Source organism: Streptomyces sp. 2323.1 (assembly GCF_900221035.1).
Lineage (GTDB): Bacteria > Actinomycetota > Actinomycetes > Streptomycetales > Streptomycetaceae > Streptomyces > Streptomyces sioyaensis.
In genome coordinates this window covers 7,585,374-7,604,138 of sequence record NZ_LT907981.1, presented here as the reverse complement: position 1 = coordinate 7,604,138, position 18,765 = coordinate 7,585,374, and the positions used below count along the sequence as shown (strand labels likewise).

Below are 18,765 nucleotides of genomic sequence, written 5' to 3'. Positions count from 1 at the left end.
GGTCGTTCCTCACCGTTCGTCGTGGTCGCTGTCGCCGTGTACGGCGTCTTCGAGTTCGCGCAGGATGTGCTCCTCCACCAGGTCCGCCAGGGCGGCGACGGTGCGGGAGACCAGCACATCGCGGGGTGTGAGGGACACCCCGAAGGTCTCGTTGGCCCGGGAGGCGATGAGCAGGCTGCGCAGCGAGTCGCCGCCCCGTGCGAAGAAGTCGTCCTCGACGCCCACGGTCGTCTCCAGGGCGGTGGACCAGATGTCCGCGAGAAGTTCCTCGGTGGGGGTGCGCGGGGCGACGTGCCGGGCCGGCTCCCCCGCGTCCCGCCCGGGTGCGGGCAGGGCGGCGCGGTCGGTCTTGCCGTTCTCGGTGAGCGGGAAGCGCTCCAGGACGACGAAGGCCGAGGGCACCATGGGGCCGGGCAGGGTGCGGGCGGTGAAGGCGCGCAGCTCCGGGCCGGCCGGAGCGTCAGCGCCGGGTGCCGCGAGCAGATGGGCCACCAGCCGCGGCAGCCCGGGCTCGTCCTCCCGTACGGTCACCACCGCGTCCAGGACGGCCGGGTGCCGGGTCAGGGCGGCCTCGACCTCGCCCGCCTCGATGCGGTGGCCGCGCAGCTTGATCTGGTGGTCGGTCCGGCCGAGGTGGTGGAGCTCGCCGCGGGCGTCGCGCCGGACCCGGTCGCCGGTGCGGTACATCCGGGTGCCCGGCGGGCCGTACGGGTCGGCGGTGAAGCGGGTGGCGGTCAGGCCCGGCCGGTTCAGATAGCCGCGGGCCAGCGAGGCGCCGCTGATCCAGAGTTCGCCCGGGACGCCGTCGGCGACCGGGCGGAGCCGCTCGTCGAGCACGTACACCCCGGTGGCGGGCAGCGGGCGGCCGATGGGGGGCGCGCTGCCGTCGGGGCGCAGCGGGCCGGACCAGGTGGCGACGACCGTGGTCTCGGTGGGCCCGTACGAGTTGATCATCCGGTGGTGCGGGGCCCAGCGGGCGACGAGTTCGGCGCCGCAGGCGTCCGCGCCGACGATCAGCGTGCGCAGGTCCGGCAGGGTGCCCGGGGTGTCGGGCGGCACCGTGCCGAGCGCGGCGGGCGGCAACAGGGTGTGGGTGATGCGCTCCTCGCGCAGCACCGCGGCCAGCTGCGCACCGAGCAGCGGGCCGGGCGGCGGCACCACCAGGCAGGCGCCGGCCGGCAGGGACATGCACAGCTCCAGCACCGAGGCGTCGAAGCTGGGGGTGGCGAAGGCCAGGACCCGGTCTCCCGGGCGGACCTGGTAGTGGTCGGCCTCGGCGGCGGCGAAGCCCGCGAGGCCGCGGTGGGTGACGACCACGCCCTTGGGGGTGCCGGTGGAACCGGAGGTGTAGATCACATAGGCCGGGTCGTCGAGGTCGAGCGGGCGGACGCGGTCCCGGTCGGTGGGCCGGTGGCCGGGCGCGGAGTCGTCTTCGGCGTCCATGAGTTCGCGGATCTCCGCGGCGTCCAGGGTGACGGCCGGGGCGGCGTCGCGCAGCATCAGCGCGATCCGCTCTTGCGGGTAGCCGGGGTCCACCGGCAGGTACGCGGCGCCCGCCTTGGCGGTCGCGAGCTGGGCGACGACCATGTCGTCCGATCTCGGCAGGACCAGGGCGACGAGGTCACCGGGGCCCGTCCCGCGGGCGAGGAGACGGTGCGCGAGGCGGTTGGCCCGCGCCTCCAACTCCGCGAAGGTGAGCGTCCCTTCCGGCCCGCGCACGGCGGTCTCCTCGGGCCAGCGGTCCACCGCCGCCTCGACGAGTGCGGCGAGGGTGGCCGGCGCGACCGTGTCGGCGTCCGCCGCCGGGCGGCCGGTGAGCCGGGCCCGCTCGTCCGGCGGCAGGACGTCGATCCCGTCCACGGACGCGGCCGCACCGGGCGCCGCCAGGGCGGCGAGGGTGTGCACCAGCTGCCCGGCCAGCGACCGCGCGGTGGACTCCTCGAAGTACCGCGGGTCGTAGCCGAGTTCGACGCACAGTTCGGAGCCGGGCGAGATCACCACGGTGAGCGGGTAGTTGGTGGCTTCCAGGGCGTGCAGATCGCGGACCCGCAGGCCGTGCGCGGTGGCCGCCGTGTTGTTGATCGGGTAGTTCTCGAAGACCACCAGGCTCTCGAACAGCGGCTCCCCGGCGTCCAGTGCGCTCCAGTCGCGCAGGTCCGACAGCCGTACGTGGTCGAACCCGCGGGCGTCGGCCTGCGCGGACTGCAGCGCCCGCAGCCAGTCCGCCGGAGCAGCGGTGCCGTCCACATCGACCCGCACCGGCAGCGTGTTGATGAACAGGCCGGTGATGGCGTCGGCTCCGGGCAGATCCGCGGGGCGGCCGGAGACCGTCGTGCCGAAGCACACCTCGCGCTCCCCGCTCCAGCGCGACAGCAGCAGGCCCCAGACCCCCTGGACGACGGTGTTGAGGGTGAGGTGGTGGCGCCGGGCGAAGTCCGTGAGTGCGGTGGTCCGTTCCGCGTCGAGCCGCTGGGAGTGCCAGGTGCCGGCGCGGGTGGCGGCGCCCTGGGCGGGGCGCCGGTCGTAGGGCAGCGGGGTGGCGGCGGACAGCCCCGCCAGCTCCCGGCGCCAGTGCGCCTCGGCCGGGGCGGTGTCGTGGCCGGCGAGCCAGGCGGCGTAGTCCACGAACGGCCTGCGGTCCGGCAGCTGGGGCTCGGTGCCCGCGGCGAGCGCCGCGTGGCAGGCGAAGACGTCCGAGAGGACCTGGAAGACGCTCCACCCGTCGAGCAGCACATGGTGGAAGGTCCACACGACCCGCACCTCGGCCGGGGAGAGCCGGATGAGGGCGACGCGCAGCAGCGGTGCCCGGTCCAGGGCGAGGCCGCGGGCCCGGTCCTCGGCGAGCAGCCGCTCCAGTGCGGCGTCCCGCTCGTCCGGCGGCAGGGCGCTCCAGTCGTACTCCGTCACGGGCAGGGTGACGGAGTGGTGCACGGTCTGGAGCGGCACCGGCACGTCGCGCAGCACGACCGCGCTGCGCAGCACGGGGGTGCGGTCCACGACCTGCTGCCAGGCGGCGGCCAGCAGCCGCAGCTCGTGCACGCCGTCGACCACGAAGGTGGCCTGCTCCACGTAGAGCCCCTGGTCGGGCTCGTCCAGGCCGTGGAAGACCAGGCCCGTCTGGGTGGGGGTCAGCGGATAGATGTCCGTGACGTCCCGGCCGTTGCCGGCGAGCCGGTCGACGGTCTCCTGGTCCAGGCGGACCAGCGGGAAGTCGGAGGGGGTGCGGCCGCCGGCGTCCGGCTGCGCGCAGTGCCGGACGATCTCGCGCAGTTCGGCGGCCATCTCCTCGGCCAGCCGGGCGACGGTGTCCCGCCGATGCAGGTTCTTCGAGAACGACCAGGTGAACTCCAGCCGCTTGTCCGCGACCAGGCCGACGACATCGATCAGCTGCGGCCGGTCGGCGGCCGGGTCCATGCCGCCCTCCAGTGCGCCGTACGGCGCGTGCAGCAGGCCGCCGCCGGCGGAAGCGCTCCAGTCCTGCTGGCCGAGGTAGTTGAAGCCGATCTGCGGGGCGGGCGGGAGCCCGTCGGCCGCCGGCGTGCGCAGATGGCGCAGCGCGCCGTGCCCCAGGCCGTGCCGGGGCAGGGTCCGCAGCCCCTCCTTCGCGGACTTCAGCGCCGCCGCGAGGTCCGCCTGCGGCGGCAGGTCCAGCGCGATGGGGAACATGGTGGTGAACCAGCCGACGGTCCGGGAGAGATCGACGTCGTCGAAGATCTCCTCGCGGCCGTGGCCCTCCAGTCCGATCAGCACCCGGTTGTGCCCGGTCCAGCGGGCCAGCACCCGGCCCAGGGCGCACAGCAGGACGTCGTTGATCCGGGTGCGGTAGGTGTCCGGCACGTCCTGGAGCAGCCGGCGGGTCTCCTCGGCCTCCAGGCGGACGGTCACCGTCTCCTCGGAGTCGGCGGTGTTGCGGCCCGCGCCGTCGGTGGGCAGCTCGGCGTGGCCCTGCGGCCCGCTCCAGTACGGGAGTTCGTCGTCGAAGCCGCCGGCGGCGGTGTGCGCGGAAAGCCGCTCGGCCCAGGTGCGGAAGGAGGTGGTCTTGGGTCCGAGCTCGGCCCGGCCCCCGGCACGCACCGCGCGGTAGGCGGTGTCCAGGTCCTCCAGGAGGATGCGCCAGGACACCGCGTCCACGACCAGGTGGTGGGCCGCCAGCAGCAGGACCGGGCGCTCCTCGGCACCGAGCCGGCACAGCACGGACCGCAGCAGCGGCCCGCCGCCGGCCAGGTCGAAGCCGGCGCTCAGGTCCCGGGCCAGCGCGCGCAGCGCTCCGGGGCGGTCGCCCGGTGCCCAGTGGGACAGGTCGCGCACCTCCAGCGCGGGCGCCGCGCCGGGTGCCACGCCGAACTGGCGCCAACGGCCGTCGCCGGTGGGCTCGTAGCGCATCCGCAGGGCATCGTGGTGCTCCAGTACGGCGGCCAGAGCGACGCGCAGCGCGTCCTCGTCGGTCTCGGCGGTCAGCTGGAAGGACAGCGACTGGGTGAAGTGCCAGGGGCTGTCGGGGACGGTGTCGAACAGCCAGTGCTGGACGGGGGTGAGCGGGACCTCGCCCACCACCGGGCCCTGTTCGGCGCTGGTCACAGCGGTCGGCTGGCCTTCGGCGGCCGCTGCCAGGGCGGCGACCGTCTGGTGGACGAACAGCTGCCGCGGGGTCAGCTCGATGCCCGCGCGGCGGGCTGCGGAGACGATCTGGATGCTGAGGATCGAATCGCCGCCCAGGGCGAAGTAGTTGTCCTCGGCGCCCACCCGCTCCACACCCAGCACCTGGGCCCAGATGGCGGCGAGCGTCTTCTCGGTGTCCGTGCGCGGCGGGCGGTGGCCGCCGGCCGGAGCCGCCCAGTCGGGCGCCGGCAGGGCGCGCCGGTCGAGCTTCCCGGTCGCTCCCAGCGGCAGCCGCTCCAGCGGGACGACGACCGCGGGCACCAGATGGTCCGGCAGGCGCTGCGCGAGGAAGGCGCGCAGCGCGGCGGGGTCGGGGCGCGCCGCGCCCCGCCCGACCGCATAGCCCACCAGCCGCTTGTGGCCGTCGGTCTCGACCACCCGGGCGGCGGCCTCGGCCACCTCCGGGTGGCGGGCCAGCGCGGCCTCCACCTCGCCCAGTTCGATCCGGAAGCCGCGCACCTTGACCTGGTCGTCAGTGCGCCCGAGGTACTCCAGCTGCCCCTCGGCGTCCCAGCGCACGAGGTCGCCGGTGCGGTACATCCGCTCGCCCGCGGGGCCGAACGGGTCGGCGAGGAAGCGCCGGGCGGTCAGTCCGGGCCGGGCGAAGTACCCGCGCGCCACGCCCGTACCGGCGAGGTAGAGCTCACCGGGCACCCCGACGGGCACCGGCTGGAGGCGCGGATCGAGGACATAGGCGCGGGCGCCGGTGACGGGGCTGCCGATCGGCGGGGTGCGCTCGGGGTCGTCGGGGTCGCAGTGCCAGGCGGTGGCGTACACGGTGGCTTCGGTGGGGCCGTAGATGTTCATGACCCGGCAGCCGGGGACGGCGGCGCGGACCTCCGCGACGGTGCGGGCGGCGAGCCCCTCACCGGCCAGCACCACGGTGTCTGCGGTGACCTGGACGGTGTCCTCGGCGAGGAGTCGGCCCAGGGCGGAGGGGACGGCGCTGAGCAGGCCCGCGGTCCAGGGGCCGCGGCGTTCGGCCAGCGCCAGCAGGTCACCGACCAGCTCGACGCAGCCGCCGGACAGCAGTGGGCAGACCATCTCGAAGACCGAGACGTCGAAGTTGAGCGAGGTGGAGGCCACGACGTGGGACAGGCCGCGGTCGCCGAACTCGGCGGCCGCCCAGTCGGCCAGTGCCACCACCGAATCATGGGTGACCACCACGCCCTTGGGCAGGCCCGTCGACCCCGAGGTGTGGATGACGTACGCGGGGTGGGCGGGCAGCAGCGCACCGGCCCGCTCGGCGTCGCCGAGGTCGGCGGCGGACCGCTCCGCGAGCCGCTCGGCGGTCCCGGCGTCGTCCAGCACGAACCGGGTGGCGGGCCCCTCGGGCAGCCGGCCGGCCAGGTCGGTGGTGGTGAGCACGATGTCCGGCCCGATGTCGTCGAAGAGGAAGGCGATCCGCTCGGCCGGGTACGTGGGGTCGACCGGCAGGTATGCCGCGCCGCTCTTGAGCACCGCGAGCATGGCCACCATCAGGTCGGCCGTGCGCGGCAGCGCGAGCGCCACGAACCGCTCCGGGCCGGCGCCGGCGGCGCTCAGCAGCCGGGCCAGCCGGTTGGCGCGCTCGTTCAGCTCCCGGTAGGTCAGCCGGTCGGCGCCGGCCACTACGGCCGGGGCGCCGGGGGTGCGGGCCGCCTGCTCCTCGAAGGCCGCGGGCAGCACCCGTTGCGGTCTGCGGACGGCCGGTCCGCCGAACTGCTCCAGGAGGCGCCCGCGTTCCGCCCCGGTGAACAGGGGCAGATCGGCCAGCCGGCGGTCCGGGTCCGCCGACATCTCCGTCAGCAGGACTCGCAGGCACTCCCCCAGCCGCTCGACGGTGCCGGCGTCGAAGGCCGCCGGGTCGTAGTCCAGGGTGATGGCGAGGCGCTCGCCGGGGGCGACGACCACGCTGAGCGCGTAGTTGGTCGGCTCCAGGTCGCGTTCCTGCTGGATGCCCAGGCCGTGCCGGGCCAGGGCCGCGCTGTCGAAGGGGTAGTTCTCGAAGACCACGATGCTGTCGAACAGGCCGGTCCCGCCGGGGAGTTCGCTCCAGGTCTGGAGCTGGGCCAGGGAGACGAAGTCGAACCGGCGGGACTCCGACTGGGACGTCTGGAGTTCGCGCAGCCAGTCCAGCAGCGCCCGCTGCCCGTCGACCCGCACCCGGGTGGGCAGGGTGTTGATGAACACGCCGACCATGGACTCGACGCCCGGCAGCGCGGCGGGCCGGCCGGAGACGGTGGTGCCGAAGACCACGTCGTCGCTGTGGCCGTAGCGCGAGAGCAGCAGGCCCCAGGCGCCCTGGAGGACGGTGTTCATGGTCAGGCCGGCCCGCTGCGCCGTCTCCCGCAGCCGGGCGGACTCCTCGGCACCGAGCGTGACGCCGACCGAGCCGGACGAGGCGGTGCGGTGGGCCTCCAGGTGCCGCCGGTCCCGCGGCAGTTCGGTCGGGGAGGTGAATCCGGCCAGCGCGGTGCGCCAGTGCCGCTCGGCCTGCGTGCTGTCCTGCTCCGCCAGCCAGCGCAGATAGCTGCTGAAGGGGGCACGCGAGGGGACCTCGGGGCGGCGGCCCGCGGTGAGTGCCGCGTACCGCTCGCAGATCTCGTCGAAGACCTGGGCCGCGCTCCAGCCGTCGAGCAGGACGTGGTGGAAGGTCCACACCAGACGGACCCGGTCGGCGGAGAGCCTGATCAGGGCGAGCCGCATCAGCGGGGCGGTGGTCAGGTCGAGACCGGCCGCCCGGTCCTCGGCGAGCAGGGTCTCCAGGGCGCGCTCGCACCGTTCGGAGGTCCATCCCGACCAGTCGTGGTGGGTTATGGGGACGGTGGCCCGGGTCCGGACGATCTGCAGCGGCTGGGCGGTCTCCTCCCACACCAGTCGGGTGCGGAGCATCGGGTTGGCGTCGGACGCCTGCTGCCAGGCCGTGGCGAGCGCGGCGGGGTCGGTGACGCCGGAGAGCACCAGCTGCACCTGGTTGAAGTAGGCGCCGGACGACGGATCCATCAGGCCGTGGAAGAGCATGCCGGCCTGCATCGGGGTCAGCGGGTAGATGTCCTCGACCGCATTCCCGTCCGCCGCGATCCGGTCCACGGCCGCCTGGTCGAGGCCGGCCAGCGGGAAGTCGGAGGGGGTACGGCCGCCGGCGCCCGGGCCGGCGCAGTGGGCGACGATGTCCTCCAGCGCCGAGAGCATGCCCGTGGCCAGGGCGGTGACCGTCTTCTCGCGGTGCACCCCGCTGCTGTAGTACCAGGTGAGTTCCAGCCGGCGGTCCTCGACCCGGCCCACCACGTCCAGCAGGTGCGGGCGGACCGACTCGGGCGCGGCGGCGCCGTCCAGTCCGCCGCGCACCCCGCGGATCAGGCCGCCGCCGTCGGCGGACCAGTCGAAGCGGCCGAGGTAGTTGAAGCTGATCCGGGGCCGGGGTGCGCCGGCGAGCTCCGGGGCACCCCCGAGATGGCGCAGGGCCCCATGGCCGAGCCCCCGGCCGGGCACGGCGCGTAGCTGCTCCTTGACGGAGGTGAGCGCCGTGGCCCAGTCGCCGGCCGGCACGTCGAGGGCGACGGGGAACAGGGTGGTGAACCAGCCGACGGTGCGGGACAGGTCGACGTCGTCGAAGAGCTGGTCCTCGCGGCCGTGTCCCTCCAGGCCGACGGCGACGGTGCGCTCACCGGTCCAGTCGGCCAGCACTCGGCCGAGCGCCGTGAGCAGCACGTCGTTGATCTGGGTGCGGTAGACGCCGGGCACCTTCTGCAAGAGGTCGTCGGTGCGTCGCCGGTCCAGGCGGACGGTGACCGAGCGGAGGTCGGCGATCGTGTTGGTCCCGGCGGAGTCGACGGGCAGCGCGGCGGCGCAGCGCGCGCCCACCGCGCTCCAGTGGGCGAGCTCCCCGGTGAAGCCGCCGGCCTCGGTGTGGGCGCGCAGCCGCCGGGCCCATTCCTGTACGGAGGTGGTCCGGGCGGGCGGACGCACCGGCTCCCCGGCGCGGGCCTGCCGGTAGGCGCTCTCCAGGTCCTCCAGCAGCACCCGCCAGGAGACACCGTCGACCACCAGGTGATGCCCCGTCAGGAACAGCTGGGGTGGCCGGTCCTGTGCGCCGGTGAAGAGCCGGGCGGCGAGCAGCGGGCCGGACTCCAGCCGGAAGCCGGCGTCCGCCTCGGCGCGGGCGGCGTCGACCGCGGCGTCGCACTCCTTGCCGGTCAGCCCGGTCAGGTCGTGCGCCCGCAGCAGCTGCGGGTCCGACGCGTCCGGTGCCGGGCAGTGCTGGCGCCAGGTCCCGTCCGCCTGCTCGGTGAAGCGGGCGCGCAGGGCGTCATGGTGGGACCACAGGGCGCGCAGGGCCGCTTCCAGGGCCCGCGGGTCGGGGTCCTCGGCCAGCTCGATGACGACGGACTGGTTGAAGTAGCCGGGGCGCTCGGGCCGGGCGTCGAGGAACCAGTGCTGGATCGGGGTGAGGTCGACGTCCCCGGTCACCGGGCCGGTGCCGGTGACCTGCGCGGTGGCGCCGGTGGCGGCGGCCAGCGCGGCGATGGTGGGGTGGCGGAACAGGTCCCGGGGGGTGAGGGACAGGCCCGCCCGGCGTGCGCGCGAGACGACCTGGATGCTGAGGATCGAATCGCCGCCCAGCATGAAGAAGTTGTCGTCCACGCCCACCCGGTCGATGCCCAGCAGGGCACACCAGATCTCCGCGAGGATCCGCTCGGCCTCGGTGCCCGGCGCGCGGTGCTCGGCTGCAGTAGCGGCCGACCAGTCGGGGGCGGGCAGCCGTCGCCGGTCGACCTTTCCGTTGCCGGTCAGGGGCAGCGCGTCCAGGGTGACGAAGGCGGCCGGGAGCATGTAGTCGGGCAGCACCTCGGCGAGGAAAGCGCGCAGTTCGGCCGCCGGCGGCACGGTCGCTCCCGGGGCGGCCACGACGTAGGCGACCAGGCGCTTGCGGCCGCCGTCGGCGAGGACGGTCAGCACCGCTTCGGCGATGGACTCGTGGCCGGTGAGCGCGGCCTCGATCTCGGCCGGTTCGACGCGGAAGCCCCGGATCTTGATCTGGTCGTCGGCGCGCCCCACGAAGTGGAGTTCACCGTCCGCGCTCCAGCGCACGATGTCGCCGGTGCGGTACATCCGGGTGCCGGCCGGGCCGAACGGGTTGGCAAGGTAGCGTTCGGCGGTCGCGCCGGGTCGGCCGCCGTAGCCGCGGGCCAGTCCGGCCCCGGCGATGTAGAGCTCTCCCGGGATGCCCGGCGGCTGCGGCTGGAGCGCGTCGTCCAGTACGTAGACCCGGGTGTTGTCCAGGGGACGCCCGATGGGCAGGGCGGCGGGCAGCGGGTCGCCGGCGCGGAAGACCCGCCGGGTCGCGAAGGTGGTCGTCTCGGTGGGGCCGTAGCCGTCGACCACGGTGAGGTCCGGGCAGGCGTCGAGCAGCCGGCGGACCGCGGCACCCGGTACGGCCTCGCCCCCGGTCCACACTTCCCGGGCACCGCGCAGACACCCGGGGTCCTCCTGGGCGAGCAGGCGGAACAGTCCGGCGGTCAGCCACAGACAGCTGACGCCCTGTTCGGTGATCGCCCGGCGCACCGTGGCGGCGTCGACCTCCGTCGGCGGGGCCAGCACGGCCGTACCGCCGCGCAGCAGCGGTACCCACAGTTCGTAGGTGGCGGCGTCGAAGGCCTGCGGGGAGTGCACCAGGACCCGGTCGTGTGCGGTGAAGGCGCGGTCGAAGGCGAGCGCGACGACGTCCCGGTGGCGCACCGCGACGCCCTTGGGGCGCCCGGTGGAGCCGGAGGTGAACATCAGGTACAGCAGGTTGTCGGGGTGGACGGCGGGCAGCGGCGCACCGTCCGGGGCGGGGGTGTCCGCGGCACCGGGCGACACCGCGGCCGCTCCGTCACCGGTGAGCAGCAGGGTGCGCCCGCCAGGTGCCGCCTCCTGGGCGGTCTCCTCCCAGGAGGCGTCGGTGAGGACGAGGTCCGCCGCGCTCTCCGCCAGGACCTGCCGCAGCCGCTCCCGCGGGGCGCGGCCGTCCAGCGGGACGTACACGCCGCCCGCTTTGGCGAGCGCCAGCTGGGCGACGACCAGCGCCGCCGAGCGGTCCATGAGGACCCCGACCGGACGCTCCGGTCCGACCCCGAGCCCGGTCAGCCGATGGGCCAATGCGTCGGCTCTCTCATCGAGTTGACGGTACGTCAATCTCAGCTCCCCGGCGTCCAGGGCCATGGCGTCGGGGGTGCGCCGGGCCTGGGCGGCGAACAGCTCGGCCACCGTGCCCTCGGGCAGGGCGGCGGCGGTGTCGTTCCACTCCTCGACGACCTGACGGCGGTGTGCCGCACCGAGCACCGGCAGCCGCGCGGGCGGGCGCCCGGCGTCGTCGGCCATGCCCGCCAGCAGCACCGTCAGGTACTCCCCCATCCGCTCGACGGTGGCGGCGTCGAACAGCTCCGGGTCGTAGCCGAGCCGCAGCGCCAGCTCCGCGCCCGGGTAGGCGACCAGGCTCAGGGGGTAGTTGGTGGTCTCGATGCCGTCGAGGCCGCTGAGCCGGAGGCCGTGCGCGGCGGCGAGGTCGTCACCGACCGGGTAGTTCTCGAAGACCACGATGCTGTCGAACAGCGCGACCCGCTCGGGCAGGTCGGCGAAGGCCGTCAGCCGGGTGAGCGGGACGAAGTCGAAGCGCCGGTCGTCGGTCTGGATCTCCTGCACCCGGCGCAGCCAGTCCCCCAGGGTGCCGTCGGCCGGGACGGTCAGCCGGGTCGGCACGGTCGCGATGAACAGCCCGTTCATCGCCTCGACGCCGGGCAGCTCGGGCGGCCGTCCGGAGACGGTGGTGCCGAAGACGACCTCGCGGCGGCCGGTCTGCCGGGCCAGCAGCAGCGCCCAGGCGCCCTGCACCAGGGTGTTCACGGTCACCCCGGTGCGCTTGGCCAGCTCGTCCAGGGCGCGGGTGGTGTCGGCCGAGAGGGTGCGGCGCACCGCTGCGGTGGACTCGGCGCGATGGGTCTCTCGGGGCTCGCGGTCGTAGGGCAGCGCGGTGGGCTCGGCCAGGCCGTCGAGGCGGGCCCGCCAGTGCCGTTCGGCCTGTGCCCAGTCGCGGTCGCGCAGCCAGGCCACATAGTCACGGAAGGGCCGGCGGACCGGCAGGCCGCTCTCCGCCGCGGTGTCCCCGCCGGACAGCAGCGCATGGCACCGGAAGACGTCGGACAGCACCTGGAACAGGCTCCAGCCGTCGAGCACCAGATGGTGGAAGGACCACACCACCTGGACCTTGTTGTCCGACAGCCGGGCGAGGGTGAGGCGCTGGAGCGGGGCGGTTTCGAGGTCGATCCCGCGCCGCCGGTCGTCGTCGAGCAGCTCTTGCAGCCGCGCCCGGCGCTCCTCGTCCGGCAGAGCGCGCCAGTCCAGCCGGGTCACCGGCACCGTGGCGTCGCGCTCGACCACGAGCAGCGGATCGGGTACGTCCTGCCACACCACCCGGCCCCGCAGCACCGGCGTACGGTCGGACACCCGCTGCCAGGCCGCGGCGAGGACCTCAGGGTCGGGCACGCCGTCCAGCACGAAGGTGAGCTGCTGGAAGTAGACGCTCTGGTCGTCCTGGGACAGCCGGTGGAAGAGCATGCCGGCCTGGGTCGGGGTGAGCGGGTGGATGTCCTCGACGGCGGCGGCGTCCTCGCCCACCACCCGGTCCACGGCCGGCTGGTCGAGCGCGGCCAGCGGGAAGTCGGACGGGGTGCGCCCGCCGGCCCCCGGCCGGGCGCCGTGCCGGGCGATGTCGCCCAGCGCCCGGGCGAAGGCACCTGCCAGCGCGGTGACGGTCTCCTCGTGGTGGAGGTTCGCCGAGTAGAACCAGGTGAATTCCAGGGCGTCGCCGTCGAGCCGGCCGACGACCTCCAGCGCGTGCGGCCGCGCCGCCGCCGGGTCGGCGTCCAGCGACAGCTCGCGGTGCGGGCCGCGGTAGAGGCAGCCGTCGCCGCCGGGCAGGCCGAACTGGCCGAGGTAGTTGAAGCTGATGCCGGCGGTCGGCGTGGTGGGCAGGCCCTCCGGCCGGATCAGGTGGCGCTGGACGCCGTAGCCCAGACCGCGGCGCGGCACGGCGCGCAGCTGCTCCTTGACCGACTTCAGCACGGTGCCCCAGTCCGCGTCCGGTGCCACGGTGAGGGCGACCGGGTAGCGGGTGGTGAACCAGCCGACCGTGCGGCTCAGGTCCAGGTCGCTGAAGAGCTCCTCCCGGCCGTGGCCCTCCAGGTCCACCGGGACCCGGTCCCGGCCGGTCCACCCGTGCAGCGTCCGGCCGAGCGCGCTCAGCAGCACGTCGTTGACCTGGGTGCGGTAGGCGCCGGGCAGGGTGTGCAGCAGGACGGAGGTGTCCTGCGGGGTGAGGCGCACGGTCACCGAGCGGGCCGACGCATAGGTGTTGGCGCCGTCGAGGTCGGTCGGCAGCTCCGGGTCGCAGGAGCGGGCCAGCGCGGTCCAGTACCCCGTCTCGTCCTGGAAGCCGCCGGTGCCGGCGTGTTCGGTGAGCCGGCGGGCCCAGTGGCGCAGCGGGGAGGACTTCGCCGGCAGCGCGGCGGCCTGCTCGCCGCGCTGCCGTGCGCGGTAGGCCCGGTCCAGGTCCTCCAGCAGGATCCGCCAGGAGACGCCGTCGACCACCAAGTGGTGGACGGTCAGATGCAGTACGCGGGGCAGCCCGGCGCCCCGGTCGTGGAGTACGGCGCGCAGCAGCGGACCGCGGGCCAGGTCGAACGGGCCGAGGTGGACGGCGGTGTCGTCGGGGCCGCGGTGGTGGTGCAGCACGCCCGCGGGCGCCTCGGCGTCGATGTGCTGGAGCCACCGGCCGTCGCCGTCGCGCGTGAAGCGCGAGCGCAGCGCGTCGTGGTGGGCGACCACCTCGCGCAGGGCGGCGTCCAGCGCCGCGGTGTCCAGGTCGTCGGCCAGCTCGACGGACAGCATCTGGCCGAAGTGGCCGGCCCGGTCGGCGTCGCTCTCGAACAGCCAGTGCTGAATGGGCGTCAGAGGCGCGGTGCCGGTGGCGGCCGCCTCGGGTGCCGGGCCGGCGGCCGGCCGTTCGGCGGCGTCCACGCACTGGGCGAGGGCGCCGACCGTCTGGTGCCGGTAGACGTCGCGCGAGGTGACGGCCAGCCCTGCCTGCCGTGCCTGGGCGACCACCTGGATGCTGAGGATCGAGTCGCCGCCCAGCGTGAAGAAGTTGTCCTCCACGCCGACCTGTGCCACCCGCAGGACGTCGGCCCACACGGCGGCGAGCGCCCGCTCGGTGGCGGTGCGCGGCGCCACGTACTCCGCCGTCCCCGCGGCCGTCCGGTCGGGGGCGGGCAGCCGGCCCCGGTCCAGTTTGCCGTTGGGGTTGAGCGGCAGCGTCGGCAGGACGACGACCGAGGAGGGCACCATGTAGTCGGGCACACTGCGGCCGAGTTCGCGGCGCAGCGCACCCGGGTCGAGCTGTGCCCCGGGCGCCGGCACGACATAGCCGATCAGGCGCTTGTGGCCGTCGCTCTCCTGGGTGGCGGCGGCCGCCTGGGCCACCCCCGCACAGCGCAGCAGCGCCTCCTCGACCTCACCCAGCTCGATGCGGAAGCCCCGCACCTTGACCTGCTGGTCGGCCCGGCCGACGTACTCCAGCTCGCCCTCGGCGGTCCACCGCACCAGGTCGCCGGTGCGGTACATCCGGCTGCCCGGCCCGGCGAAAGGGTCGGCGACGAACCGGGTGGCGGTCAGCCCGGGCCGCCTGAGGTACCCGCGGGCCAGGCCCCCGCCGCCGAGGTACAACTCCCCCGTCACGCCCGGCGGCTGGGGCCGCAGCAGGCCGTCCAGGACGTAGGCGCGGGTCCGGGCGACGGGCCGGCCGATCGGCGGGGACTGCTCGGGGATGCCGTCGCCGGCGAACCACGCGGTGGCGTACACGGTGGCCTCGGTCGGCCCGTAGATGTTGGCGACCTGGGCGGACGGCATGGTCCGGCGGATGTCGCGCACGGTCTGCGCGGGCAGTGCCTCACCCGCCAGCACCACCGTGTCGGCCCGGACGGTGGCGGCGTCCCGGGTGAGCATCCGGGAGACCACCGACGGCACCCCGCTGAGGAGACCGGCCTGCCGCGGGGCACCGTCCGCCCGGTCGGCGAGGGCCGGCAGGTCGGCCACCACCTCGATGCTGCCGCCGGCCAGCAGGGGGCACAGCAGCTCGAAGACGGACACATCGAAGTTGAGCGAGGTGGAGGCCACGACATCGGTCAGCCGCTGCCGCCCGAACGTCTCCCCCGCCCAGCGGGCCAGGTCCGCCACGCTGGCGTGCGAGACCACCACGCCCTTGGGCCGCCCCGTCGAGCCCGAGGTGTAGATGACGTAGGCGGGGTGGCGGGGATCGAGCGGCCGCGCCCGTTCGGCGTCGGTGAGGTCGCCCTCCGGGTACCCGGGCAGCGCGGCCAGGGTCGCCGGGTCGTCCAGCACCAGCGGCTCGGTGCCCTCGGGCAGGCAGCCGGCCGTGTCCCGCGTGGTCAGAACGACGGCCGGAGCGGCGTCGGCGAGCATGAACCGGATGCGCTCGGCCGGATAGCCGGGGTCCACCGGCAGATATCCGGCACCCGCCTTGAGCACCGCCCACAGCACGGCGACCAGATCGGCGGAGCGCGGCAGCGCCAGCGCCACCAGGGATTCCGGGCCCACCCCCCGGCCGGCCAGCAGCCGGGCGAGACGGTTGGCGCGCCGGTTCACCTCGTCGTAGGTGAGCTGCGTCCCGCCGCAGGCCACGGCGGTCCGGTCGGGCGTACGGGCGGACTGCGCCTCGAAGAGCGCGGGCAGCGTCGTCTCCGGGGCCTCCTGCTGCGGCGCGTTCCAGGCGTCGAGCATGGTGCGCCGCTCGTCGTCCGTGAGCAGCGGAAGTTCGGCCACGGTCCGGTGCGGGCCGTCCGCCATGCCCGCCAGCAGGAGGTGCAGATGACGGCTCATCCGGGCCACGGTCCGGGCGTCGAACAGGTCGGTGTTGTACTCGACGGTCAGCCCGAAGGAGCCGTCGCTGCGCGGCAGGAACTCCAGCACCAGGTCGAACCGTGCGGCCGGGCGCGGCAGCGGATGCTCCTCGATCCGTACGCCGCCGACCTCCTGCGGGTGCACCATGGCGGTCTGCTGGACGACGAGGACCTGCACGAGGGGCGTGCGGCTGGGATCCCGCGGCGGGGCCAGCTCCTCGACGACCCGGTCGAACGGCACGCCGTCGTGGCTGAAGGCATCCATCAGCGTGGCCCGCATCGTGTCCAGGAACCGGTCGACGGTGACCGCGCCGTCGACATCGCTCCGCAGGACCACGGTGTTGACGAAGAAGCCCGCCACGTCCTCCAGTTCGCGGCGGTGGCGTCCGTTGGTGACGGTGCCGAACGCGATGTCCCGCTGGCCGGTGTAGCGGGAGAACAGCACCGCGGCCGCCCCGGAGAACAGGGTGAAGGGGGTCGTGCCCTTGGCCCGGGCAAGTCTGCCGAGACGTGCGACGAGGTCCGCGGGCAGCTCGTGGCGGTGTGCCGCGCCGGCCGTGGTGCGCACCGGCGGCCGGGGCCGGTCCGTGGGCAGGTCCAGCTGCGGCGTCCCGGTCAGCTGCCGCTTCCAGTACCCGAGGTCCGCGGCGTGCCGGGCGGGCGCCGGGCGCCCGTGCTCCCACACGGCGAAGTCCGGGTACTGCAGGCCTGGTTGCGGCAGGTCGTCCGGCTTCCCGTCGGCCTCGGCGGCGTACAGCGCGGCCAGTTCCCGGACCAGGATGCCGACCGACCAGCCGTCGGTGACGAGGTGGTGCTGGGCGAGCAGCAGCAGGTGCTCCTCGTCGGCAAGCCGGATCAGCAGCGCGCGGGTCAGCGGGCCCTCGCACAGGTCGTAGCGGCGCTCCAGCTCCTCGGTCAGCAGCCGCTCGGCCGCTGCGGGGTGCTCGCCGGCCGGCAGGGTGCGCAGGTCGGCGGTGCGCAGCGGCAGAGCGGCGGCGGCGTCGACCCGTTGCACACCGCGTCCGTCCACCGTGGTGAAGGTGGTGCGCAGCGCGTCGTGGCGCGCGGCGAGCCGGTCCAGGGCGCGGCCGAGCGCGCCTTGGTCCAGCCGGCCGCGCAGCCGCACCCCTACCCCGGTGTTGTACTCGCTGCCGCCGGCGGTGAGGTCGTCGAGGAACCACAGCCGCTGCTGGGCGGCGGAGAGCGGCAGCGGGCGCTCGCGCGCGGCCGGCGGGATCGGCGTCGCGGGGTCCGTGCCGTCCGCCCCGTCCAGGAGGCTGGCCACTTCGGCGACGGTCCGGGCCGTGAACAGGTCCCGGACGGTCAGCCGGACCCCCCGCTCTTCCCTGATCCGGGAGAGCACCCGCACGGCGAGGACGGAGTCGCCGCCGAGGGCGAAGAAGTCGTCGTCGGCGCCGACGGGGTGCACGTCCAGGACGTCCGACCAGATGCCGGCCACGGTCCGCTCGGCGGGTGTCCGGGGCGCGAGGTGGCTCGCGGTGTGGGCCGGGCCGGGCTCGGGCAGGGCCGCCCGGTCGATCTTGTGGTGTGCGGTGAGCGGGAACGCGTCCAGGACCACGACGGCGGACGGCACCATGTGCGCCGGCAGGCTGCGGGCGACCGCGGCCCGCAGCGCCGCGGGCTGCGGCGGCCGGCCGGCGTCCCCCGGCGTCACGTAGGCGACGAGCCGCTGCCGCCCGGGCTCGTCCTCGCGCACCAGGACCACCGCTTCACCGACGCCGGCATGGCCCGCCAACACCGCCTCGATCTCGCCGGGTTCGACCCGGAAGCCGCGTATCTTGACCTGCCGGTCGAGCCGCCCGAGGTACTCCAGCTCGCCGTCCGCGTTCCAGCGCGCCAGGTCTCCGGTGCGGTAGAGCCGGGTTCCGGGCGGTCCGTACGGGTCGGCCACGAAGCGCGCGGCGGTCAGGCCCGGGCGGTTGAGGTACCCGCGGGCCACCCCGTCGCCCCCCACATACAGCTCACCGCTGGTCCCCGCCGCCACCGGACGCATTGCCGCGTCCAGCACATGCAGCCGGGTGTACGGCAGCGGCCCGCCGATCGGCGGGGTGCCGCCACCGACGGCCAGCGGTCCGGTCCAGGAGGCGACCACCGTGGCCTCGGTGGGACCGTAGGAGTTGATCAGCCGGCGCCCTGCGGCCCAGCGGTCGACCAGATCGGCCGGGCAGGCCTCGGCTCCCACGATCAGTGTCCGCAGGTCGGGCAGGCTCCGGTCACCGGCCGGGGCGGGCAGCGTGGCGAGCGCGGCCGGCGGGATGAGCGCGTGGGTGATGCGCTGCTCGGTCAGCACGTCGGTGAGGTCGTCGCCCAGCCACGGGCCGTCCGGCGGCACCACGAGGGTCGCGCCGGACAGCAGGGAGATGCACAGCTCCAGGACCGCGGCGTCGAAGCTCGGGGACGAGAACTGCAGGACGCGGTCACCGGGTTCGACGGCGTACCGGTCGGCCGCCGCCGCGGCGAAGCCGGCCAGTCCGGTGTGGGCGACCGTCACCCCCTTGGGGACGCCGGTCGACCCCGAGGTGTAGATGACGTAGGCCGGGTGCGCGGCGTACAGCGGCGCGCACCGGTCCGCGTCCTGCGGGGTGTGCTCCGGTCCGGTGGCGAGCCGGAGCCGGGCCGGATCGTCGAGGACCACGGCCGGATCGGCGTCGGCGAGCATCAGCTCCCGGCGTTCGGCGGGGTAGGCCGGGTCAACGGGCAGGAACGCGCCGCCGGCCTTGGCCACGGCCAGTTCCGCCACGACCAGTTCGACCGAGCGGGGCAGCACCAGCGCCACCGTGCGCTCCGGCCCCACGCCGCGGCCGATGAGGTCGTGCGCGAGGCGGTTGGCCCAGGTGTCGAGTTCGCGGTAGGACCAGGTCCGCCGGCCGTCCGTGACGGCGGGTGCCTGCGGGGTGCGCGCCACCCACGCGGCGAACAGGTCGCCGAGCGAGCACGGGGGCACCGGACGGACCGTGCCGGGCCCGGCGACCGGCGAACCGGTCCGGGTCTGCGCCAATGCGGACGCGGGTGCGGAGTTCTCGTGCGGGTCCGACATGGAAGTCAGTCCTTCGGGGCGGGGACGGGGCAGGGCAAGGAGACGTCGAGCAGCCCGGGAGAGCGGTCCCGGACAGGGGGCAGGGCCGAGGTCCGGCCGGGCCCGGCGCAA

Annotated in this window: 1 protein-coding gene; it reads right to left on the bottom strand. The window is 75.1% G+C overall.

Annotated features, from left to right (window positions below; translation table 11 throughout):
• Positions 1 to 9: 9 nt before the first annotated feature.
• Positions 10 to 18,654, bottom strand: coding sequence for a non-ribosomal peptide synthetase (locus CPH93_RS32770; RefSeq protein ID WP_096214919.1), 18,645 nt, complete (start codon positions 18,652 to 18,654; stop codon positions 10 to 12).
• Between the last annotated feature and the right edge of the window lie 111 nt (positions 18,655 to 18,765).

Coding starts and splice junctions, on each gene's coding strand:
- CPH93_RS32770 (WP_096214919.1), bottom strand. CDS start 18,654: ATGTCGGACCCGCACGAGAACTCCGCACCCGCGTCCGCATTGGCGCAG.